This is a genomic window from Pseudomonas entomophila (assembly GCF_029193575.1).
In the GTDB taxonomy this organism is placed as follows: Bacteria; Pseudomonadota; Gammaproteobacteria; order Pseudomonadales; family Pseudomonadaceae; genus Aquipseudomonas; species Aquipseudomonas entomophila_G.
In genome coordinates this window covers 121,605-142,657 of sequence record NZ_JARGCS010000043.1, presented here as the reverse complement: position 1 = coordinate 142,657, position 21,053 = coordinate 121,605, and the positions used below count along the sequence as shown (strand labels likewise).

Annotated in this window: 18 protein-coding genes; 4 read left to right on the top strand and 14 right to left on the bottom strand. The window is 65.7% G+C overall.

The window, feature by feature from the left end; all coding sequences use genetic code 11:
• Nucleotides 1-12: 12 nt before the first annotated feature.
• Together P0Y43_RS19975 and P0Y43_RS19970 are read right to left on the bottom strand one after the other, a co-directional pair.
• Nucleotides 13-378 carry an MmcQ/YjbR family DNA-binding protein gene (locus P0Y43_RS19975; RefSeq protein ID WP_275638990.1) on the bottom strand — a complete coding sequence of 122 codons (366 nt, stop codon included), beginning with the start codon at nt 376-378 and terminating at the stop codon, nt 13-15.
• Nucleotides 371-1,273, bottom strand: coding sequence for a LysR substrate-binding domain-containing protein (locus tag P0Y43_RS19970; protein WP_275638988.1), 903 nt, complete (start codon nt 1,271-1,273; stop codon nt 371-373). The genes P0Y43_RS19975 and P0Y43_RS19970 overlap by 8 nt, the downstream gene beginning before the upstream one ends.
• A gap of 134 nt (nt 1,274-1,407) precedes the next feature.
• Here P0Y43_RS19970 and P0Y43_RS19965 point away from each other — a divergent pair, with 134 nt between their 5' ends.
• Together P0Y43_RS19965 and P0Y43_RS19960 are read left to right on the top strand one after the other, a co-directional pair.
• Nucleotides 1,408-2,019 (top strand): FMN-dependent NADH-azoreductase, encoded by a 612-nt coding sequence (locus P0Y43_RS19965; protein ID WP_275638987.1) that lies wholly within the window; start codon nt 1,408-1,410, stop codon nt 2,017-2,019.
• A 130-nt stretch (nt 2,020-2,149) separates the two neighbouring features.
• Nucleotides 2,150-3,205, top strand: coding sequence for an alpha/beta hydrolase family protein (locus tag P0Y43_RS19960; RefSeq protein ID WP_275638986.1), 1,056 nt, complete (start codon nt 2,150-2,152; stop codon nt 3,203-3,205).
• On the opposite strand, the gene P0Y43_RS19955 is transcribed toward P0Y43_RS19960, so the two are convergent.
• Nucleotides 3,155-4,333, bottom strand: a complete 1,179-nt coding sequence (locus tag P0Y43_RS19955) for an MFS transporter (protein ID WP_275638985.1) — start codon at nt 4,331-4,333, stop codon at nt 3,155-3,157. The two genes, P0Y43_RS19960 and P0Y43_RS19955, sit on opposite strands and share 51 nt — an antisense overlap.
• Before the next feature lie 276 nt (nt 4,334-4,609).
• Here P0Y43_RS19955 and P0Y43_RS19950 point away from each other — a divergent pair, with 276 nt between their 5' ends.
• Entirely contained in the window at nt 4,610-5,233 is a 624-nt protein-coding gene (locus P0Y43_RS19950) for a LysE family translocator (RefSeq protein ID WP_275638984.1), read from the top strand.
• Nucleotides 5,234-5,236: 3 nt separating this feature from the next.
• Here the strand turns inward: P0Y43_RS19950 and P0Y43_RS19945 are convergent, their stop codons facing one another.
• From P0Y43_RS19945 to P0Y43_RS19900, 10 genes are all read right to left on the bottom strand, one after another.
• Nucleotides 5,237-5,512, bottom strand: coding sequence for a peptidylprolyl isomerase (locus P0Y43_RS19945; RefSeq protein ID WP_275638983.1), 276 nt, complete (start codon nt 5,510-5,512; stop codon nt 5,237-5,239).
• A 123-nt stretch (nt 5,513-5,635) separates the two neighbouring features.
• On the bottom strand, nt 5,636-7,585 hold the full coding sequence (locus tag P0Y43_RS19940; protein ID WP_275638982.1) for an acetoacetate--CoA ligase: 1,950 nt from the start codon (nt 7,583-7,585) through the stop codon (nt 5,636-5,638).
• Between the two features lie 144 nt (nt 7,586-7,729).
• Nucleotides 7,730-8,203 (bottom strand): serine protease inhibitor ecotin, encoded by a 474-nt coding sequence (gene eco, locus P0Y43_RS19935; protein ID WP_430540265.1) that lies wholly within the window; start codon nt 8,201-8,203, stop codon nt 7,730-7,732.
• Nucleotides 8,204-8,230: 27 nt separating this feature from the next.
• Nucleotides 8,231-8,998 carry a 3-hydroxybutyrate dehydrogenase gene (gene hbdH, locus P0Y43_RS19930; RefSeq protein ID WP_275638980.1) on the bottom strand — a complete coding sequence of 256 codons (768 nt, stop codon included), beginning with the start codon at nt 8,996-8,998 and terminating at the stop codon, nt 8,231-8,233.
• Nucleotides 8,999-9,008: 10 nt separating this feature from the next.
• Nucleotides 9,009-10,400 (bottom strand): GntP family permease, encoded by a 1,392-nt coding sequence (locus P0Y43_RS19925; protein WP_275638979.1) that lies wholly within the window; start codon nt 10,398-10,400, stop codon nt 9,009-9,011.
• Between the two features lie 267 nt (nt 10,401-10,667).
• The gene (locus tag P0Y43_RS19920) at nt 10,668-12,059 is read right to left on the bottom strand and encodes a sigma-54 interaction domain-containing protein (RefSeq protein ID WP_275638978.1); all 1,392 of its coding nucleotides are present in this window, start codon (nt 12,057-12,059) and stop codon (nt 10,668-10,670) included.
• Nucleotides 12,060-12,131: 72 nt separating this feature from the next.
• Nucleotides 12,132-13,148, bottom strand: coding sequence for an ABC transporter permease (locus P0Y43_RS19915; protein ID WP_275638977.1), 1,017 nt, complete (start codon nt 13,146-13,148; stop codon nt 12,132-12,134).
• On the bottom strand, nt 13,148-14,206 hold the full coding sequence (locus P0Y43_RS19910; protein ID WP_275638976.1) for a microcin C ABC transporter permease YejB: 1,059 nt from the start codon (nt 14,204-14,206) through the stop codon (nt 13,148-13,150). Before P0Y43_RS19910 ends, P0Y43_RS19915 begins: the two co-directional genes overlap by 1 nt.
• Entirely contained in the window at nt 14,203-16,014 is a 1,812-nt protein-coding gene (locus P0Y43_RS19905; RefSeq protein WP_275638975.1) for an extracellular solute-binding protein, read from the bottom strand. Before P0Y43_RS19905 ends, P0Y43_RS19910 begins: the two co-directional genes overlap by 4 nt.
• Before the next feature lie 145 nt (nt 16,015-16,159).
• Complete coding sequence (locus P0Y43_RS19900) at nt 16,160-16,441, bottom strand: peptidylprolyl isomerase (protein ID WP_054884552.1); 282 nt, start codon at nt 16,439-16,441, stop codon at nt 16,160-16,162.
• Nucleotides 16,442-16,600: 159 nt separating this feature from the next.
• On the opposite strand from P0Y43_RS19900, the gene P0Y43_RS19895 reads away from it, so the two are divergent.
• On the top strand, nt 16,601-19,495 hold the full coding sequence (locus P0Y43_RS19895) for an Ig-like domain-containing protein (RefSeq protein ID WP_275638974.1): 2,895 nt from the start codon (nt 16,601-16,603) through the stop codon (nt 19,493-19,495).
• Nucleotides 19,496-19,551: 56 nt separating this feature from the next.
• Here the strand turns inward: P0Y43_RS19895 and P0Y43_RS19890 are convergent, their stop codons facing one another.
• Nucleotides 19,552-20,613: a 3-deoxy-7-phosphoheptulonate synthase gene (locus tag P0Y43_RS19890; RefSeq protein WP_275638973.1), complete on the bottom strand. Its 1,062-nt coding sequence runs from the start codon at nt 20,611-20,613 to the stop codon at nt 19,552-19,554.
• Nucleotides 20,614-21,053 lie beyond the last annotated feature (440 nt).

Genomic DNA, 21,053 nt, shown 5'->3' with positions numbered 1-21,053 from the left:
CCGTGCCTGAGTTCAGGTATCGCTCAGCAGCCCCACCTGCAGGCGCTTGGGCAGCCGCCGCACTACCAGTTGGTGCGAGCGCTGCAGCAGGTCGGTCAGTTCCTCGCGGCCCATCGGGTAGGGTTGCTCCATGCTGACCCATTTGGCTCGCGCCAGGTAAGGCGCCGGGCGCACGCCTGGGCGGTCGCAGTAGCCAAGGAACAACTCGTCGGCGACCTTGAACGCCAACCCCCCGCCTGCCAGGCCGAGCAGCGCGAACATCTTGTTGCCGGCCACCGAGAACACCCGGATTCCGCCCCATTTATAGTCTTCCCGCGCACCCGGCAGGCTCAGGCAGAACTGCGCGACCTGTTCCTCGGTCATCCTTGCCTTAGACATAACGCTCTCCACAGGCCTCGAACGATTCCGCCAGATGATCGATCCACACCCGTACCGCTGGCAACAACCCGCGTCGGTGAGGGTACACCGCTTGCAGGTAGCCCCCTGGCAGCGCCCACTCCGGCAGCAGGCGCACCAGCTCGCCGCGCGCCAGTTCTTCCTCGCAATGCATGCTGGGCAGCGCGGTAAAGCCCAAACCGGCACAGGCGGCGGTCTTGCGCACGACGAAGTCGTCGATTGCCAGGCGTGGTTCCAGGGCCACTTCCTGCTGTTGGCCCTCGGGGCCGATCAAGCGAAAGTGCACCAGGCGGTCGGCCTCCACTGCGCCCAGCACCGGCAGGCCCATCAACTGCGAAGGGTGGGCCAGATGGTCGGCGAAACCCGGCGCCGCCACCAGGTGCATTTGCGCCTGGCGCAGGCGGCGGGTGGCCAGGGCCGGGTCCTCGTCGCCCAGGTCGCGTACCCGCAGCGCGACGTCGATGCCCTCGGAAATCAGGTCGACCCGTCGGTTGAGCAGCACCATCTCCAGTTGCACCTGCGGGTACTGGGCCAGGAAACGACTGATCACGTCCGGCAGGAAGGCATGTGCCAGCGCCACCGGTGAGGATACCCGCAGGCGCCCGCGCGGCTCGCTGGTCATGCTGGCCACCGCCTCGTCGGCCATCTCTGCCTCCAGCAGCATGGCCTGGCAGTGGTGCAGGTAGCGCTCGCCCACGGCGGTGAGTTTCAGTTGCCGGGTGGTGCGTTGCAGCAGGCGGGTACCCAGGCGCGCTTCCAGCTCGGCGATACGCCGTGAAAGACGCGACTTGGGAATGCCCAACTGGCGGCCAGCGGCGGCGAAGCCACCGGCTTCAACCACTCGCGCGAAGTAGAAAAGATCGTTGAGGTCTTGCATCTGGAGGTCTCATTGTTCCATCAGTGGAACAAACTAATGCATTTTTGCCGACTAATCAGCTATTCGCTGGCTCTATAGGATTCACCTCAACGTGATCGCCCATCGCTGCGGTCTTCATCTCACAGGAGAGTCCCATGAAACTGTTGCATATCGATTCGAGCATCCTGGGCGACAATTCCGCCTCCCGCCAACTCAGCCGCGAAGTGGTCGAGGCCTGGAAGGCCGCTGACTCGAGCATCGAGGTGATCTACCGCGACCTGGCCGCCGATGCCATCAGCCACTTCTCGTCCGCCACTCTGGTGGCTGCGGGTACCCCTGAGGAAGCCCGTGATGCGGCCCTGGCGCATGAAGCCAAGCTCAGCGCCGAAACCCTGGAAGAATTCCTCGCCGCCGATGCCGTGGTGATCGGCGCCCCGATGTACAACTTCAGTGTGCCGACCCAGCTCAAGGCCTGGATCGACCGCGTCGCCGTCGCCGGCAAGACCTTCCGCTACACCGAGGCCGGCCCCGAAGGCCTGTGCGGCGACAAGAAGGTGGTCCTGGTGTCCACCGCCGGTGGTCTGCACCACGGCCAGCCTACCGGTGTTGGCCACGAGGACTTCCTCAAGGTGTTCCTCGGGTTCATCGGCATCACCGACCTGGAAGTGGTGCGCGCCCACGGCCTGGCTTACGGCCCCGAGCACCGCAGCAAGGCCATTGACGCCGCCCAGGCGCAGATCGCCAACGAGCTGTTCGTCGCCGCCTGAGCACGTTGACCAGAAGAACCGGCTGTCGCCCCAGGCGCCAGCCGGTTTTTTCATTCAGTTTTCATCTGCGGGCGTGCGCGCAGGTTCTATGCTGGAACCGTCCGTCCACCTCGGGGGGAGGAGTGCGCCGATGAGAACCCGTGCCTTGCTGACCTTGCTGCTGCTCGGCGGCCTGCTGGCCCGCGCCGAGGCGGCGCCCTGGGTGGCCGGCCTGCACCGGCTGAACCTTGCCGACCCGGTAGATGCACGGCCGATGCAGGCGCTGGTGTTCTACCCCAGCAGCAGCCAGGCGCGCGCCACGCGTCTCGATGGCTACGCGCTGCGGGTCGCCGAAGAGGCGCCGGTGGCGATGGGGCAGTTCCCTTTGCTGGTGCTGTCCCATGGCAACACCGGCAGCCCGGTGGCACTGCACGACCTGGCCACCTCCCTGGCGCGCCAGGGGTTCGTGGTGGTGGCGGTGACCCACCCCGGTGACAACGCCCGCGACCACAGCCGCCTTGGCACTCTCAGCAACCTCTACGGTCGCCCATTGCAGATCAGCGCCGCGATCAGCGCTGCACGCGACGACAGCCTGCTCAGGCCCTACCTGAACCACGGCAAGGTCGGGGTGATCGGCTATTCGGCCGGTGGCGAGACCGCGCTGATCCTTTCCGGTGCCCAGCCGGACCTTGACCGCCTGCGCCGTTATTGCCTGGAGCGCCCCCAGGACGCCGATGCCTGCAAGACCCACGGCGTGCTGATCGCAGACCGCAGCGAGCTCAGGCCCCAGGCCGACCCACGGGTCGGCGCGGTGATGCTGATGGCCCCCTTGAGCCTGATGTTCGGTCGCCATGCCTTGGCCGGTGTGCACATCCCCGCGTTGATCTACAGCGGCGACCAGGATCAGTTGCTGGCCGTGGACCGCAACGCCGAAGCCCTGGCCCGCAAGCTGCCGGTGACCCCGGACTACCGCCTGCTCGCCGGCGCCGGGCATTTCGTGTTCATGGCGCCTTGCGATGCCGACCAACGCCAGCGCGCGCCGTTGCTGTGCAAGGACCCCGAGGGCGTCGACCGGCGTCATATCCACCGTGGGCTGCAAAGCGAGACCGCGCTGTTCTTCAGCCAGGCGCTGGGGGCGCCACGGCCGGCCGAGCGCTCAGTGGCGGTGGGCGCGGCGGGCGAGGAGCAGGACCAAACCGACCCCTGACAGCGCGAGCAGGGCGGCGACACAGAAGATCGACGCGTACCCCAGGTGCGCAGCCACAGCCCCCATCACCGGCCCCGCGAACGCCAGCGCCAGGTCGAAGAACACTGCGTAGGCGCCCAGCCCCGCGCCGCGGCTGCTGCTCGGCACCTGCTTGATCGCCTCCACGCCCAGCGCCGGGTAGACCAACGACAGGCCAAAGCCGGTCAGCCCCGCGCCGACCAGCGCCCAGGACGGCGAGGGCGCCAGCCACAGCAGGCCCAGCCCAAGCACCTCGGTGGCCATGCAGGCGATCGCCACGTTGTAGCCGCCGAAGCGGTTGACCGCGTTGACGAACAGTAGCCGCGAGACGATGAAGCACACGCCGAAGGCGCTCAGGCACCAGGCCGCGCCGACCCAGCCGCGCTGCAGGTAGTAGAGGGTGACGAAGGTGGTCAGGGTGCCGTAGCCGATCGATGCCAGGGTCAACCCTACGCCGCACGGTGCCACGCGACCGAACGCCGACCAGAACGGCAGGCGCTCGCCGCGGGTCACCACCACGTCCGGGCGGCCGCGCAGCACCCACAGGCCGAGCAGAGCCATGGCCAGCAGCGCCGGGCCCAACACCACGAACCCCAGGTCCTCGACCAGCAGCACACCCGCTGGCGCGCCGATGGCGATGGCGCCGTAGGAGGCGATGCCATTCCACGAGATCACCCGCGCGGTGTGTTCAGGCCCTACCTGACCGATGCCCCAGCTCAGGGTGGCGACGCCGATCAGGCCCTGCGCGATGCCCAGCAGCAGGCGCCCGCCGAGCAATAGCAGCAGGCTCAGCCAGGGCAGGGCGATGGTCCAGGCCGAAAGCAGGGTCAGCACGCCACAGCTGGCGATACCGTAAAGCCCATAGCGGATCGCGCGCTTGCCGCCGAGGCTGTCGGCCACGCGCCCGGCGAATGGGCGGCTGAGCAGGGTGGCCAGGTACTGCAAGCCGATGGTCAGGCCGGCGAGCACCGCGCCAAAGCCCAGCTGATCGTGGACATGGCCAGGCAGGACGGCGATCGGCAGGCCGATGCAAAGAAAGGCGATGAAGGTGTAGAAGACGATCGAAAGGATTTGCAGGGTGATGCTGCTGGTGGAGGTGTGCGCGGTCATGTTCGGGTTCGCGGGCGGGCGGTGCGGCCATGATGGACGGGCTGGGCGGAAAAAGGAAGCAGGCTAACGATTAGTGCATGGGGGGCAACAATCCTCGGTGGGGTTGCCGCCCCCATCGCGGAGCAAGCCCGCACCTGCAGGGGATGCGCGGCCTCTGTAGGCGCGAGCCTGGCCCGCCATAGAGCCCTCCTCACTGTTCCGCTCATTTGCCGCCCCACTGTGCTTGATCCCTTCGATGCCCAACGCGATGCTGTCTGCTCCGATTGGAGTAGAACCATGGACTTGTCGAGCCTGCTGCTGTTCATCCCCGCCTGTTTCGCCTTGAACATGGCGCCGGGGCCGAACAACCTGTTATCGCTGCACAATGCCAGCCGCTACGGCCTGCGCACCGCCTGCATGGCGGGCGCTGGGCGTATCCTCGCCTTCAGCGGCATGATCGCCCTGGCCGCCATGGGCCTGGCGGTGGTGCTGCACACCAGCGAGTACCTGTTCCTAGCGATCAAGGTAGTGGGCGCCGCCTACCTGTTCTATATCGCCTGGCAGCTGTGGCGCGCGCCGGTGGGCGAAGCGCCGTTGGGCACCGATCACCCGCGTGGCACATGGCGGCTGGCGCGCCAGGAGTTCTGGGTGGCGGCGGGCAACCCCAAGGCGATCCTGATCTTCACCGCGTTCCTGCCGCAGTTCGTCAATGTGGGGGCCGGCACGCCGGTCGGTGAGCAGTTTCTGCAACTGGGCCTGTTGTTCCTGATGCTGGAATGGGCCGCGATTGCCATTTACTCAGGGTTGGGCGCATACCTGCAACGGTGGTTCAGCCAACCCGGCCCACGTCGGTTGTTCAATCGGGTCAGCGCCTCGTTGCTGGGGTGCGCAGGCCTGGGGCTGCTGGCGGCGCGGCGCTGAGGTCTAGTCGCGGTAGAACACCTGCACCAGGTGGTAGCCGAATTTGCTCTTGATCGGGCCGTGCACCACGCGCAGGGCTTTCTTGAAGATCACCTGGTCGATCGCACCGACCAGTTGCCCGGGGCGCACTTCGCCCAGGTCGCCGCCGCGCTTGCCCGAAGGGCAGGTGGAGAATTTCTTCGCCAGCACGTCGAAGGCTTCGCCCTTGGCCAGGCGCTGTTTCAGCTGTTCAGCCTCTTCGGCGGTCTTGACCAGGATGTGGCGGGCTTGGGCTTTCATCGGGGTACCTGCGGTAAAAAAGGGGCGACATTATGCCTGACATGGCGCTACCGCTCCCACCAGCACACCACGATCACTCTGTGGGAGCGGGGTCGCCCGCGATAGGGCGCGCGCAGACAACGGCTAGCGCAACTCCGGCCTCTCCCTGAATTGCTCGAGCGCCTGCGGGTTGGCCAGCGCATCGGTATTCTTCACCGGCAGCCCATGCACCACGTTACGGATCGCCAATTCCACCAGCTTGCCGCTGATGGTCCGGGGAATATCGTTCACCTGGGCGATCACCGCCGGTACATGGCGCGGGGTCGCGTACTGGCGAATGACCTGTCGGATGCGCTGGCGCAACGCGTCGTCCAAGGCCAGGTCGTCACGCAGGCGCACGAACAGCACCACGCGCACGTCGCCGTGCCAGTCTTGGCCGATGGCCACGCTTTCCAGCACTTCCTCGACTTTTTCAACCTGTCGGTAGATTTCCGCCGTACCGATGCGCACCCCGCCAGGGTTGAGCACCGCATCGGAACGGCCATGGATCACCAGGCCGCCGCCCGGACATTCCTCGGCATAGTCGCCCTGGCACCAGACACCGGGGAACTGGCTGAAGTAGGCCTCGTGGTAGCGACTGCCGTCCGCGTCACCCCAGAACCCCAAAGGCATGCTGGGAAAGTGGCGTGTGCAGACCAGCTCGCCTTTCTCGGCGCTGACCGGCTGGCGATGCTCGTCCCATACCTCGACCGCCATGCCCAGCCCCTTGCCCTGGATCTCGCCACGGCGCACCGGCAGCAGCGGGTTGCCGAGCACGAAACAGGAGACGATATCGGTGCCGCCGGACATCGAAGCCAGGCACAGGTCGGCCTTGATCTTGCGGTACACGTAGTCGTAGCTGTGCGGCGACAGCGGCGAGCCGGTGGACAACAGCAGGCGCAGGTTCTCCAGGCGGTGGCTGCGCGCCGGCACCAGCCCTTCCTGCTCCAGCGCGGCCAGGTACTTGGCACTGGTACCGAAGGCGTGGATTCCCTCGGCATCGATCAGGTCGAACAACCGTTCGGGGCCGGGGTGGAACGGCGAGCCATCGTACAGCACCACGGTGGCGCCGACGGCCAGGCCGCTGGCCAGCCAGTTCCACATCATCCAACCGCAGGTGGTGTAGTAGAACAGCACGTCGTCGGCCGCCAGGTCATTGTGCAGGCCGTGCTCCTTCAGGTGTTGCAGCAGCACGCCGCCGGCGCGATGGACGATGCACTTGGGCACGCCGGTGGTGCCGCTGGAGTAGAGGACGTACAGCGGGTGGTCGAAGGGCAGGGCAACGAACTCGGGCTCGCCGCCGGGGATGAAGAACTCGTTCCAGAGGCTGACCTCGGCTGCCTGGAATTCATCGGCGCGGGTTTGGCCACGGGTGTGCGGTACCACCAGCAGGTGTTCGAGTCGCGGCAATTGGGCGACCACGTGGTTGATCTTCTCCACCTGGTCGATGGCCTTGCCGGCGTAGTGGTAGCCGGCGCAGGCGATCAGCAACTTGGGCTGGATCTGGCCAAAGCGGTCGATGATGCCGTGGGTGCCGAATTCCGGCGAAGCGCTGGACCAGATGGCGCCCAGGCTGCTGCAGGCGAGCATCGCCACCAGGGTTTCCCAGGTGTTGGGCATCATCGCCGCGACCCGGTCTCCCGCCTGGATGCCGAGTGCTTGCAGGGCTTTTTGCAGGCCGGCGACCTGGGCCGCCAGTTCGGCATGGCTGAGCACCCGGCGCTGGCCGTCCTCGCGCACGGCGATCACCGCCGGGCGCTCGTCGCGGCGGCGCAGCAGGTGTTCGGCGTAGTTCAGTGTGGCGCCGCCGAACCAGCGTGCATCGGGCATGTGCGGGCCTTCGTCGAGCACCTGGGCCGGTGGGCTGTGCCAACGTACGTCGAAGTACTCGGTGAGGGTTTGCCAGAAGGCGGCGCGCTGGTCGATGCTCCAGCGGTGCAGGTCGGCGTAGTCGTTGAGCTCGAGGTTGTAGCGAAGGTTGGCGCGACGGCGGAAGGCGTCCATCCGGCTGGCTTCGATGCGCGCCATGGAGGGGCGCCAGAGTATGTCGTTCATGGCCGATCTCCCGTAACAGCGCATGACCCCTTGTGGGGGCGGGCTTGCCCCGCGATTGCGTCCGGCCAGGCAACAGCGGTGCCGCTGGCGGACCTATCGCGGGGCAAGTCGGATCGCCGCTCCACAGGAGAGGCTTAGGTGCCTTTATTCAACTGTAGCCGTTTGCACGTCGTCCGACGCCGACCACACCCGGTAGCGCACCTCCACGCCTTCGGGTACGTACAGCACCACTGGCAGCTTGCTGTTATAGCGCAGCAGGAAGCCTTCGCCGACCACCGGCACGAAGGCCTCGGTCTTCTTGTCATCCAGGCAGCCCATCAGCGTGCTGGCGCCGCCGCCGACCTTGTCCAGGCGGTAGTAGCTGTAGCCCCACCCCTGCAGGGTGTGTTCTTGCAGGCTGCCGCCCAGGTGGTGGTGATTGCAGTCCACCCACTGGGTCTTGCCGGCGAGGATCTCCAGCTTGCGCGCCGACTCGTCGGGCTGCGCCGGCAAGTGGATGACCTGGCGGGTGAAGCCCTTGTCGGCCTTGGGGTAGGGCGCGACGTCCTTGAGTTCGGCGGCCAACGCCGGAGCGCTGGCGACGAGGGTGAGCAGGACTGTCAGGGTCATTGGGTGCATGTTGCCTCCTTGCGGGTATGGGAACGCTTACTGGGCCAGCCAGCCGCCGTCGACATTCCAGGCGGCGCCGCGGACCTGGCTGCCGGCCTCGCTGCACAGGAACAGTACCAGTTCGCCCAGGTGCTGGGGAGTCACGAAGGCCAGCGACGGCTGCTTCTCGGCCAGCAGGTCGTGTTGTGCCTGGGTTGGGTCGCCACCCGCCGCGCGGTCGTCGATCTGCTTCTGCACCAGGGGCGTCAGCACCCAGCCGGGGCAGAGGGCGTTGCAGGTGACGTTGCTGGTGGCGGTCTCCAGGCCCACCACCTTGGTCAGCCCGATCACCCCGTGCTTGGCCGCCACGTAGGCAGCCTTGCCGGTGGAGCCGACCAACCCATGCACCGAGGCGATGTTGACGATCCGCCCCCAGCCGCGTGCGCGCATGCCGGGCAGGGCCAAGCGGGTGCCGTGGAACACCGCCGAAAGGTTCAGGGCGATGATCTTGTCCCAACTTTCCACCGGGAACTGCTCCACGGGCGCCACATGCTGGATGCCGGCGTTGCTCACCAGGATGTCGACCCCGCCGAACTCACGCTCGGCCAGGGCGAACAGCGCTTCGATCTGCGCCACATCGCTCAGGTCCGCCGGGTGGTGCAGCACCTTCACCCCATGCCGGGCGATATCCGCGAGGGCTGGGGCGGGGTCGCCGAAGCCGTTGAGCAGGATGTCCGCGCCCGCTCCGGCCAGCACCTGGGCGATGCCCAGGCCGATGCCACTGGTGGACCCGGTGACGAGTGCCGTCTTGCCTTTGAGATTCATGCACAGCTCCTTAGACGATGCCGGTGGCGTAGAAGGTGGCGATGACCACGAACACCGCCAGGGTCTTGATCAGGGTAATACCGAAAATGTCCTTGTAGGCCTCGCGATGGGTCAACCCGGTGACCGCCAACAGGGTGATCACCGCGCCGTTGTGCGGCAGGGTGTCCATGCCGCCGCTGGCCATGGCGGCTACCCGGTGCAGCACCTCCAGGGGGATGTTGGCGGCGTGGGCGGCGGCGATGAAGCTCTCGCTCATGGCCGCCAGGGCGATGCTCATGCCGCCGGAGGCGGAACCGGTGATGCCGGCCAGCAGGGTCACGGTGACCGCCTCGTTGACCAACGGGTTGGGGATCGCGCGCAGTGCATCGGCCAGCACCAGGAAACCCGGCAGCGAGGCGATCACCGCGCCGAAACCGTATTCCGAGGCGGTGTTCATCGCCGCCAGCAGGGCGCCACTCACCGCACTCTTGGTGCCTTCTGCCAGGCGCTGACGGATAGCGCCGAAGGCGCACACCAGCACCATCAGGATGCCCACCAGCAGGGCCGCCTGCACCGCCCAGATCGCCGTGAGCTTGGCCACGTCGCTCTGCACCGGCGCGCTCATGCCCGGCAGTTGCAGGCTGTGGCTGGCGCCGTACCACTGCGGAATCCAGTGGGTGAACAGCAGGTTCATCACCCCCACCAGCACCAGCGGCGCCAGGGCCAGCCAGGGGTTGGGCAGGCTCAGGTCGGCGGCGGTCTCCGGCTCGTTGCGCAGGTCCGTGCCGTAGCCTTCGCCCGTGCGCTGGGCCTTGTTGCGCTGGCGTTGCAGGTAGAGCATGCCGGCGCAGAACACGAACACGGTGCCGATCAGCCCGAGCCAGGGCGCGGCCCAGGCGGTGGTATTGAAGAAGGTGCTGGGGATGATGTTCTGGATCTGCGGGGTGCCGGGCAGGGCGTCCATGGTGAAGGAGAACGCACCCAGGGCGATGGTCGCCGGGATCAGGCGCTTTGGAATGTCGCTCTGACGGAACATCTCGGCGGCGAACGGGTACACCGCGAACACCACCACGAACAGCGATACGCCACCGTAGGTGAGCAGGGCGCAGACCAGCACGATCACCAGCATGGCCTGGCGGGTGCCGAGCAGGCGGATGGCGGCAGCGACGATCGAGCGCGAGAAGCCCGACAGCTCGATCAGCTTGCCGAACACCGCGCCGAGCAGGAACACCGGGAAGTAGAGCTTGATGAAGCCGACCATCTTTTCCATGAACACGCCGGTGAAGGCGGGCGCTACGGCAGAGGGGTCGGTGAGCAGCACGGCGCCGAGGGCGGCGATGGGGGCGAAGAGGATCACGCTGTAGCCGCGGTAGGCGGCGAGCATCAGCAGCGCCAGGGCGGCGAGGGCGATGAGCACGGTCATCTGGGGGGATCTCCTGGGTGAGTCTTGTTGTTATCGGTGCAGGAGTGATAGCGGGAATCGTGCCATGTTTTAAGGTGCTGATTTATATGGGTTTTATAGGATTTCTGAAAGGCGGCGTCTCTGTTCGGAGATCGGTGCTCTGGTCATCGCGGGGCAAGTCCCCTCCCATAGGCCCCACGCCGGTCTGAAGGTCACTGGAAACACCTGTAGGAGCGGGCTTTCCCCGCGTAGCCTTCGCCTGCTCTCGATTCGGAAACAGAAGTCTCACTATAGAGACGAAAGCCCCAGCGCGACCATCTTCTTGTACAACGTCGAACGGCCCAACCCCAGTACCTTCGCCGCTTGTGGCACATTCCCCGCCTGCTCGGCCAGCACCTCGGCGATCAACTGCCGCTCGAACTGCTCGCAGGCTTGCCGATAGTTCGGCCGAGCGGCCTGGGGCTCTGCCAGGGTCACCGGCCCCAGCGCCGAACGCAGGTCCGCCAGCGTCAAGCGCGGCTGATCCGCCAGCAACGTCGCGCGCTCCAGCACGTTGCGCAGCTCGCGAATGTTCCCCGGCCAGGCATGGCGCCCCAGCAAGGCCTGGGCTTCAGGCTCCAGTTCGTACTGGCTGCCCAGCTCGGCGAGGATCGCCTCGCACAACGCCGGCAGGTCTTCGAGGCGCTCGCGCAGCGGCGGCACTTCGATCGGCAGCACGTTCAGCCGGTAGTACAGGTCGGCGCGAAACGCCCCGCGGGCCATGGCCGCCTGCAGGTCGATGGACGTGGCGGCGATGATGCGCACGTCGCTGCGCAGCATCTGGTTGGAGCCGACGGGCTCGTACTCCTTCTCTTGCAACACGCGCAGCAGCTTGCCCTGCAGGGCCAGTGGCATGTCGCCGATCTCGTCGAGGAACAGCGTGCCACCCTCGGCCAGTTGCAGCTTGCCGCTGCGGCCCTTGCGCTCGGCGCCGGTGAAGGCGCCGGGGGCGGTGCCGAAGAACTCGGCCTCCAACAGGGTTTCGGGAATCGCCGCGCTGTTGATGCTGACGAAGGCCTTGTGCGCCCGCGCAGAGGCGGCGTGGATGGCATGGGCCAGCAGTTCCTTGCCGGTGCCTGTCTCGCCCAGCAGCAGTACCGGCGAGTCGCTGGCCGCGCCACGCCGACCACGGCGTTTGGCCTCAAGGCACGCGGGGCTGGTGCCGACGAACTGGGCGAAGCTGTAGCGGGCCTGGCGCGCACGCAGTTGCGAGCGGGTCGAGGCCAGCTCCTGCTGCATGCTCGAATAGCGCTTGAGCAAAGGCGAGAGGCTGCGCAGCTCGTCGAACAAAGCGAAGCCGATGGCGCCGAGCAGCGCGCCTTGGTCGTCATGGATCGGCAGGCGCATCACCACCAGCGGGTCGTTGGCGGTGTCGAGCATGTCCAGCAGGATCGGCTTGCCGTTGCTCACCACTTCACGCATCAGGCTGCCGGGGATCACCGCCTCGCAGGGCTGGCCGATGGCACTGGCCGCGTCGGCCAGGCCAAAGCGGCGTGCGTAGCGCTCGTTCATCCAGACGATGCGCGCCTGGCGGTCGACGATGATCGTGCCTTCGCTGGACTGTTCGATGATCTCGAACAGCGAGCGGATCGCCAGTTGGCGGACCTGGGGGTAGTCCTTGAGGCTGTCGTTTTCGTGCATGGGGGCCTGTTGGGGAATGTGGGTGTCTGGGCCGGCCCTATCGCGGGGCAAGCCCGCGCCTACAGAGGGCGGCTAGCGCCGTGGGTCGAATGCCTCGCGCAGCCCGTCGCCGATGAACACCAGCAGCGACAGGATCAACGCCAACGCGAAGAACGCGGTGAAGCCCAGCCACGGCGCTTCCAGGTGCTGCTTGCCCTGGGTCACCAGCTCACCCAGCGAGGCACTCCCGGCAGGCATGCCGAAGCCCAGGAAGTCGAGCGCCGTGAGGGTGGTGATCGCGCCGGTGAGCATGAACGGAATGAAGGTCAGCGTGGCATTCATGGCGTTGGGCAAGATATGCCGCAGCATCACCTGGCCATCCGCCAGGCCCAGCGCTCGGGCGGCCTTGACGTACTCCAGGTTGCGTCCACGCAGGAACTCGGCGCGCACCACGTCCACCAGGGTGAGCCAGGAAAACAGCGCCATGATCCCCAGCAGCCACCAGAAATCCGGCTCGACGAAACCCGAGAGAATGATCAGCAAGTACAGCACCGGCAACCCCGACCACACCTCCAGCACGCGCTGCCCGAGCAGGTCGACCCAACCGCCGTGGTAGCCCTGCAGGGCGCCGGCGGCCACGCCGATCAGCACGCTGACCAGCGTGAGGGCAAAGGCGAACAGCAGTGACACCCGCGTGCCATACAGCACCCGCGCCAGCACGTCGCGGCCCTGGTCGTCGGTGCCCAGCCAGTTACTCGCGCTCGGCGGGCTGGGGGTGGGCACCTGCAAGTCGTAGTTGGGGGTGTCGGCGCTGAATGGGATTGGTGCGAACAGCATCCAGCCGCCCTGGCCCTCGATCAGCTGGCGCACGTAGGCGCTGCGGTAGTCGGGCTGGAACGGCAACTGGCCGCCGAACTGCTGTTCGGTGTAGCGCTTGAGCGCCGGCACGTAAAGCTCGCCCTGGTAACCGAGCAGCAGAGGCTTGTCGTTGGCCACCAGTTCCGCGCCCAGGCTTAGCAGTAGCAAACCGGCGAACAACCACAGCGAGAACCAGCCACGACGGTTGTGGCGAAAGCGTTGCAGGCGGCGACGGGCGATCGGTGAGAGCATCAGTGGGCCCTCGCGTCGAAGTCGATGCGTGGATCGAGCAGGGTATAGGAAAGGTCACCGATCAAGCGGATCAACAGGCCCGCCAGGGTGAAGATGAACAACGTGCCGAACACCACCGGATAGTCACGCGACACTGCCGCCTCGTAGCTCATGCGTCCCAGGCCATCGAGGGAGAAGATCACCTCGATCAGCAGTGAACCGGCGAAGAACACCGTGATCAGCGCCTGGGGCAGGCCGGCCAGCACCACCAGCATGGCGTTGCGCAGCACGTGGCCGTACAGCACGCGCCGCTGGCTCAGACCCTTGGCCCGGGCGGTGACCACGTATTGCCGGGCGATCTCGTCGAGGAAGGCGTTCTTGGTCAGCAGGGTCAAGGTGGCGAAGCCGCCGATCACCAGGGCGCCGACCGGCAGCACCAGGTGCCAGAAGTAGTCGGCGACCTTGCCCAGCAGGCTCAGTTGGTCGAAGTCCTCGGACACCAGCCCGCGCACCGGGAACCAGTTCAGCGAGGTGCCCCCGGCGAACAGCACGATCAGCAGCAGGGCGAAGAGGAACGAGGGCAGGGCGTAGCCGATCACGATCAACCCGCTGCTCCAGGCATCGAAACGGCTGCCGTGGCGCACCGCCTTGCGGATGCCCAGGGGGATCGACACCAGGTAGGTGATCAACGTCGCCCAGAAACCGAGTGACAAGGTGACGGGCATCTTTTCCAGGATCAGGTCGGTGACCTTGGCCCCGCGGAAGAAGCTCTGGCCGAAGTCCAGCCGGGCGTACTGGCCGAGCATCAGCCACAGGCGTTCGTAGGCGCTCTTGTCGAAACCGTACTGGCGCTTGATCTCCTCGATCAGCTTCGGGTCCAGGCCACGGGTGGCCCGCGACTCGCCCTGCACCACCTCGACCCGCGCCCCGGGCGCACCGCCGCCGATGCCTTGCAGGCGCGCCACCGCCTGTTCCACCGGGCCGCCTGGGGCGGCCTGGACGATGGCGAAGTTGACCAGCAGGATCGCCAGCAAGGTCGGGATGATCAGCAGCAGGCGGCGCAGCAGATAGGCGGTCATGGGGTGGTCTTCCGACGTTCGGCCATCTGCGCGTTGGTCAACGCGCTGGGGCTGACCTCCCACCAGGTATCCAGCGCCTCGTCATAGGCGGCCTGTACCTTGGGCAGGCCGAAGCGGTTCCACCACACGGTCGAGCTGCCCGGCGGGTAGTAGTTGGGGATCCAGTAGTAGTTCCATTGCAGCACCCGGTCCAGGGCATGGGCGTGGCTCAGCATGCCGGCCTGGGTGTCGGCGCGTACCAGGCCGTCGAGCAGGCGGTCGACGGCGGGGTCCTTGAGCACCATCAGGTTGTTCGAACCGGGGTCGTTGGCGGCGGCCGAGCCGAAGTAGTTGTACAGTTCCGAGCCCGGCGACAGGGTGACCGGGTAGCCAGTGACGATCATGTCGTAATCGCGGCCCATCAGGCGGTTGATGTACTGGGCGGAGTCGACGTTGCGGATGTCCAGCTGCACGCCGATCTGCGCCAGGTTGCGCTTCCACGGCAGCAGCAGGCGCTCCAGCCCCGACTGGCCGTTGAGGAAGGTGAACCTCAGCGGCTGGCCCTCGGCATTCACCAGCCGGTCGCCCTGCGGACGCCAGCCAGCCTGTTGCAACAGGTCCAGGGCTTGCAACTGCTGCGCACGGATGATCCCCGAGCCATCAGTGACCGGCGCCGTGAACACCCGCTCGAAGACTTCGTCGGGCACTTGGCCGCGCAGCGGCTCGAGCAGCGCCAGCTCTTGTGCGTCAGGCAACGCGCGCGCGGCCAGCGGGGTGTTGGAGAACAGGCTCTGCTGGCGGATGTACATATTGCGCATCATCTGCCGGTTGCTCCATTCGAAGTCCCAGAGCATGGCCAGCGCCTGGCGCACGCGACGGTCCTTGAACACCGGCCTGTCGAGGTTGAACACGAAGCCCTGGGCGTTCTGCGGCTTGGCTGGGCCCAGGTGGGCGCGTTGCAGGCGCCCGTCGTCGAGTTGCGCGCCGTTGTAGCCCAAGGTGTAGGCGGTGGCGGAGAACTCGCGGTTGTAGTCGTAGCCGCCGCCTTTGAGTACCTGGCGCGCCACTTCTGTGTCGCCGAAGTACTCGATGCGGACTTTCTCGAAGTTGTAGCGCCCACGGCTGGCTGGCAGGTCCTTGCCCCACCAGGTCGGGTCGCGTTCAAAGGTGATGCTGCGGCCGTTGTCGATCCGTCCGATGCGGTACGGGCCGCTGCCCACCGGCTTGTCGAAGCCGGCGCCGTTGGCGAAGTCGCGCTGCTGCCAATCGTGCGCGGGCAGCACCGGCAGGGTCGCCAGGTCCAACGCCAGGGTACGGCCGTGGGGTTGCTTGAAGTCGAAGCGCACGCTGCGTGGGCTTTCCACGACCACCCCGGCGACGTCGGCGAACAGGGTGCGGAACTTCAGGCTGCCCTGATTCATCAGCGTGTCGAAGGTGAAGCGCACGTCCTCGGCGCGCACTGGCTTGCCGTCAGCGAAGGTGGCGCGTGGGTCGAGCTCGAAGCGCAGCCAGGCGTCGTCCGGGCCGCGCTCCATGCCTCGGGCGACCAGGCCATAGACCGTGTAGGGCTCGTCGAACGAGCGCACCGCCAGCGGCGCGTACAGCCAGCCATCGACCTCGCTGACGCCGGTGCCTTTGTCGATGTAGGGCAGGATATGGTCGAACTGGCCGATCTCGATGGCCGAGCGGCGCAGCGTGCCGCCCTTGGGGGCATCGGGGTTGACGTAGTCGAAATGCTTGAAGGTGGCGGGGTAGCGCGGGGCTTCGCCGTAGACGGTGAGGGCGTGGGTGGGGGCAGCGTGAGCGCTCAACGAAAAGAAGCTGGCCATGCACCAGCCCAACAAACGACGCAGCCCCCTGTAGGCGCGGGCTTGCCCCGCGATAAGGCCTTCCGTGACACAGCCGGTGTCTGGTCTGGCCCTATCGCGGGGCAAGCCCGCTCCTACAGGGGAGGCGTGGGGCTTCAAGAACGCCTCAGTCCTGGCGGCTGGTGACTTCCAGCAGGTGGTAGCCGAACTGGGTCTTCACCGGGCCTTGCACGGTGTTGACCGGCGCGCTGAACACCACGGTGTCGAACTCCTTGACCATCTGGCCTGGGCCGAACGAGCCCAGGTCACCGCCCTGGCGGCTGGACGGGCAAGTGGAGTTGGCCTTGGCGATTTCGGCGAAGTCGGCGCCGGCTTCGATCTGGGCCTTGAGCTCGTTGCACTTGTCTTCAGTGGCAACCAGGATGTGACGGGCAGTGGCGCGAGCCATGAGGTAACTCCTTGAGTGAAAAGGCACAGGGTAGCCCAAAAGCTTACTTTTGACAGCGTGTTGAGGCCCTCGACCTATCATTTTTACCAGTTGTGGCGCCACGTCGCTGGCGAGACAGTACCGGCGAGCACCGGCGCTCACGACAAGGTGGGATACCCCATGGACCTCAATGAATTCAATAAAATGTTTGGTGATGAAAACAGTGACCCCACTCCACCGACACCCGTCGTGATTCCCCCCAGCGACTTCGATCCCCGTGACCTGCCAGAGGATGGCGAGAGCGTTCTGATGTTCTCTTCCTCGGAGACGGAGCAGAAACCTCGGCTGTTGGGGACGGTGGACGAGTTCAACCGACTGCTGGAACCGGGCATTGGGAGCATGGGCTTTGAGATCAATGCCATCCTGCCACCATTCCCGGCGGGCGCGCGCGCGCCTGTGGTCGGCGCGCATTTCGGGCTTAACCGTGCCGCTGTGCATGTGAACCCTTCGAAGGGATTGCCCGTCACGCTGCAGGCTTATAACAACATGCACGCCGGCGACATGATCGAGGTCTTCTGGCAGCTTGTTGGGACGCCCACACCGATTGCCGTATTGACAGTGGTGGTAACGCCGGAGCAGGCCGACTCGAGGGCCGACATTTCCGCCCACATCCCGATTGAACGGGTAGTTGTGGGCTTTGGCGAATGGTATGCGAGGATCACCAGGTCTCCTTCCGGGAACCAGGAGGAGTCCAGGAAGCTCACGGTGTTCTACAAGGACACGCTGCCCGGCGGCCCGGATCGCCGTCCCAACGAACCCTGGCACTCGGAGTTGCATGCGGCGCTATTGGAACTGCCGCCAGCCTTGACCCCGGGGTTACAGATTCCGGTGACGATCGACGCCTATCCACTGATGCGGGTACGGGACGTGATCACCTTGAGTGTGGGTGGGGTCTACTTTACCCATACGCTTGCAGAAGGTGAGGTTGACAACCAGGTGACGTTCCTGATCGCTGCGGATCAACTGGAGCCGATCAAGGAACTGGACTCGGTGCTGGTTGTGTGGCGGGTCCATGACGAAGTGGAAAACTACTCCGAGAAATGGTCGGGTGAGTTGCTGCTGACACCCGAGCTTGACGATGAAAACCTTGCTGAGGCGCCTGAACTGCTGATCCCTATCGGAGATGTCATCGTCGAGGGGAGACTGGCTCTGGAGGATCTGGGCAGCCAGGATCTTCACGCCCGTGTATACGTCATGCGACCGATCTTTCAGTTAAACGATGTACTGCGCTTCCGATATGCAGTCACCACGGTGGAGGGGCAACGTTTCGAAGTTACTCTCCCAGACATCGTCATCCAGCGAGAACCTGATGCGCCTTTTCCAGGTTTCCGTCTCGTCGCGGTCGCGAATGCCGATGTGGTCCGGGCTGCCAACGGCCAACTGCGAGTCAGCTACGAAGTCTACCGCGGCGGGGCGCGGGTATGGCGGTCTTACCGTAGAACCCTGGTGGTGCAAGGCATTGTGCAACGCTTACCGGCACCGAGTGTGAATGAGGCCCGTGGCGGTTTACTGCCCAATGACCTGAAGGCGATCACGGCCAAGATAGGTTGGCCCGGGATGGCACTGGGCGATCGCACGCAGCTGGTGCTGAGCGGGCGGTCAGCGTCGGGAACAATCGAGCGGACAGTGCCCTTGGCCCGGGTTTCGCAAAATGAGGCAATCCAGGGCAGTATGGACCGCTACGTCGCCGAACAGTTCGGGCGATTGAACGGTGGCACGCTCACGGTCAGCTACGAGGTGGGTCAGCCCGGGGCCGGCGGGCAGTCCTCGGCGCCTTTGCACCTGCTGGTGGGCGAGCAGGTCGAGCTGCTGCCTGCACCGGTGGTCGGGGGGGTGGAGGACTCTCTGCTGTTTCCCCGTTCGCCGAGCACTACCGTGAATATTCCACTGGGTGTGCTCAAGGATGACGATTTCGTCACCTTGACCTGGATCGGGCGCACAGCCGCAGCCACATTCACCGAAACCCAGCAGGCTGATAGCGGTTGGCCAATGAGCTTCAGCGTGCCAGAGGCTGTCGTGAGGGCGGGCCTTCGCCAAGCTATCCAGGTGTTCTACACGGTCAGGAGCAGGACCGGTGTGCAGCTATCGAGCAGTGTAACGCTGATCGTTGCCGATGCGGCGACGCCGTGGGATCGACGCGCGCCGGTTTCGCTGGAGGCACAGGGAGCGGCCCTCGACCCAGCCAGGATCCCGCTCAACCCGGGGGCTACCTTCTTTGTAGAGTTCCAGGGGATGTTGCCGCTGAGCCAGTTGCGGCTGGTACTGGACAGTCCTGTGGCGGGGCAAGGTTACGTGTCTGAAACGCAGACGGTGGATCAGGTCGGCAGAATGACCTTCCATGTACCACGCAGTGTGGTGCTCGCCAATATTGGGCGGAAAATCATCGTGCGCTATCAGCGCAAGCGCCACGGGCAGGAAACGTTTGAGTTTTCCAACCCGCTGGCACTGACCGTGAGTCCGGCACTGAGCATCGATCGACGTGACATGGTGCTCAACGGCACCGCGTTCAAGTTGGCGGCGCCACGAACGGGTCTGGACTCCATCGGCAACACGGCGGTGCGGGTGCCCACCGGGGGGCAAGCGCCCTATACGTATAGCTCAAGCGATGAAAGGGTGGCGGTGGTAACGGCTCAAGGCAAGGTCACCGGTGAACGCAATGGCAATGCGACCATTACCGTGCGAGATGCCAGTGGCCAAGCCGTTTCTTACCTTGTCAATGTCAGTAATGTATTCGGGGTCTACATATTTTCTGAGGCGCTCACCCCCACGGGTTACATCGATTTGGCCGTCCGCACTCCAAGAGCCATCTACACAAACTCCTCTCACTGGAATGACCTCAGGCGCGTCTACACACAGGTCTTCCCCCAGCGCACGTGGGTCAGTTGGGATGCTAACAACGGCGGCGCTATCACTTACTGGGACCCGAATACGAATAGCCCCATGCAGTTCAGGCCTCCACAAAATCATCGATACATACCTGCCTATGCTGTTTTACGCAATGTCGGGATGGCTTAGACGTGCCCTGCGCCGTGACGCCATGGGCACTGTCCAGGCACAGTCCATAGGGCGATTTACGGGTGACCACTGGCCCTGCGCAGCAGTTGCTCGGTCGACGCCCACCCCAGGCAACCATCGGTGATCGACACGCCGTACTTCAGCGCGCCCTTGCCCAAGGCCTGGCACCCCTCGAACAGGTGGCCTTCGATCATCACCCCGATGATCGAGCGGTCACCGGCCAGGCGCTGTCGCAGCACATCCTCGAACACCGCCGGCTGACGCGCCGGGTCCTTGCCGCTGTTGGCGTGGCTGCAGTCGACCATGATCCGTGGCGCCAGCCCCGCCTTGGCCAGGCCCTGGCGCGCCAGGGCGATGCTGTCCGCGTCGTAGTTCGGCCCCTTGTGGCCGCCGCGCAGCACCAGGTGGGTGTCCGGGTTGCCCAGTGTGTCGACGATCGCCGGGTAGCCTTGCGCGTCCATGCCGAAATGCCGGTGTGGGTGCGCGGCGCTGCGCATCGCGTCGCAGGCGATGCCGACCCCGCCGTCGGTGCCGTTCTTGAAGCCGACAGGCAGCTCCAGGCCGCTGACCATCTCGCGGTGGATCTGCGACTCGGTGGTGCGCGCGCCGATCGCGGCCCAGCCCAGCAGGTCGTCGAAGTAGCCAGCGGCCATCGGTTGCAGCAACTCGGTGGCAATCGGCAGGCCACGCTCGAGCATGCCCAGCATCAAGCCCCGCGACAGGGCGATGCCGGCGTGCATATCGTCGCTGCCATCTAGGTGCGGATCGTAGGCCAGGCCTTTCCAACCCACGGTGGTGCGGGGTTTCTCGACGTAGGCGCGCATCACCAGCAGCAGTTGGTCGTCGACTTCGCGGCTGAGGGCGGCCAGGCGGTCGGCGTATTCCAGGGCCGAGCGCGGGTCGTGCAGCGAGCAGGGGCCGACGATCACCAGCAGACGCGGGTCGCGGCCTTCAAGGATGGCGCGGATGGCCTGGCGGTGGCCATTGACTTGCTGGGCGAGTTCGCTGGGCAGCGGCATCTGCTGTTTGAGCAGGTGAGGGCTGGGCAGGCGTTGGCTGACGGCGGTGTTGGCAGCCTGGGGTTGGGTCAGGGGCAGAGCGAGATTGGACGATTGCATGGCGTTGTTTCCCTGGGCGGACGGCGGGCTCTGGCCCGCGCGATCGGCCCTATCGAGGTGTTCGACAGGTATTCGGATGATTGTTGTGCGCAGCTTCGCCACCGGTGATGGACCGTACGGAGGCGGCAGGCTGGCCCGAACGGGATTGGCTAAATCGCCAGGCATAGGCGTAGGGATAGGTGGTGTGGTGCATGGATCTGTCCTCAGTGTGAATCGCTGTTGTTCAAGGCCTGGAAAAACAAAACCCCCGGTCGGGGGGCCGACCGGGGGTTTGAGTATTCTCATGTTCGGCGGCCCCTCGAAGGTGGGCGCCGTGTGGGTATCAGCGGCGCCTAGTGGCTAAACCAATACCCAAAATAAAAGCTGGCAACGGCGTGACGACCGGCAACGGCCAGCACAGGGCGCATGGTGCGACCGGTGATGTTGGCGGGGTTGCGGGT

What these genes read in the sequence shown, in the direction of transcription:
- P0Y43_RS19960 (WP_275638986.1), top strand. Translation starts at nt 2,150, where the DNA reads ATGAGAACCCGTGCCTTGCTGACCTTGCTGCTGCTCGGCGGCCTGCTG.
- P0Y43_RS19940 (WP_275638982.1), bottom strand. Translation starts at nt 7,585, where the DNA reads ATGAACGACATACTCTGGCGCCCCTCCATGGCGCGCATCGAAGCCAGC.
- P0Y43_RS19890 (WP_275638973.1), bottom strand. Translation starts at nt 20,613, where the DNA reads ATGCAATCGTCCAATCTCGCTCTGCCCCTGACCCAACCCCAGGCTGCC.
- P0Y43_RS19970 (WP_275638988.1), bottom strand. Translation starts at nt 1,273, where the DNA reads ATGCAAGACCTCAACGATCTTTTCTACTTCGCGCGAGTGGTTGAAGCC.
- P0Y43_RS19975 (WP_275638990.1), bottom strand. Translation starts at nt 378, where the DNA reads ATGTCTAAGGCAAGGATGACCGAGGAACAGGTCGCGCAGTTCTGCCTG.
- P0Y43_RS19895 (WP_275638974.1), top strand. Translation starts at nt 16,601, where the DNA reads ATGGACCTCAATGAATTCAATAAAATGTTTGGTGATGAAAACAGTGAC.
- P0Y43_RS19965 (WP_275638987.1), top strand. Translation starts at nt 1,408, where the DNA reads ATGAAACTGTTGCATATCGATTCGAGCATCCTGGGCGACAATTCCGCC.
- P0Y43_RS19955 (WP_275638985.1), bottom strand. Translation starts at nt 4,333, where the DNA reads ATGACCGCGCACACCTCCACCAGCAGCATCACCCTGCAAATCCTTTCG.
- P0Y43_RS19925 (WP_275638979.1), bottom strand. Translation starts at nt 10,400, where the DNA reads ATGACCGTGCTCATCGCCCTCGCCGCCCTGGCGCTGCTGATGCTCGCC.
- P0Y43_RS19910 (WP_275638976.1), bottom strand. Translation starts at nt 14,206, where the DNA reads ATGACCGCCTATCTGCTGCGCCGCCTGCTGCTGATCATCCCGACCTTG.
- P0Y43_RS19905 (WP_275638975.1), bottom strand. Translation starts at nt 16,014, where the DNA reads ATGGCCAGCTTCTTTTCGTTGAGCGCTCACGCTGCCCCCACCCACGCC.
- eco (WP_430540265.1), bottom strand. Translation starts at nt 8,203, where the DNA reads ATGCACCCAATGACCCTGACAGTCCTGCTCACCCTCGTCGCCAGCGCT.
- P0Y43_RS19915 (WP_275638977.1), bottom strand. Translation starts at nt 13,148, where the DNA reads ATGCTCTCACCGATCGCCCGTCGCCGCCTGCAACGCTTTCGCCACAAC.
- P0Y43_RS19950 (WP_275638984.1), top strand. Translation starts at nt 4,610, where the DNA reads ATGGACTTGTCGAGCCTGCTGCTGTTCATCCCCGCCTGTTTCGCCTTG.
- P0Y43_RS19900 (WP_054884552.1), bottom strand. Translation starts at nt 16,441, where the DNA reads ATGGCTCGCGCCACTGCCCGTCACATCCTGGTTGCCACTGAAGACAAG.
- P0Y43_RS19920 (WP_275638978.1), bottom strand. Translation starts at nt 12,059, where the DNA reads ATGCACGAAAACGACAGCCTCAAGGACTACCCCCAGGTCCGCCAACTG.
- hbdH (WP_275638980.1), bottom strand. Translation starts at nt 8,998, where the DNA reads ATGAATCTCAAAGGCAAGACGGCACTCGTCACCGGGTCCACCAGTGGC.
- P0Y43_RS19945 (WP_275638983.1), bottom strand. Translation starts at nt 5,512, where the DNA reads ATGAAAGCCCAAGCCCGCCACATCCTGGTCAAGACCGCCGAAGAGGCT.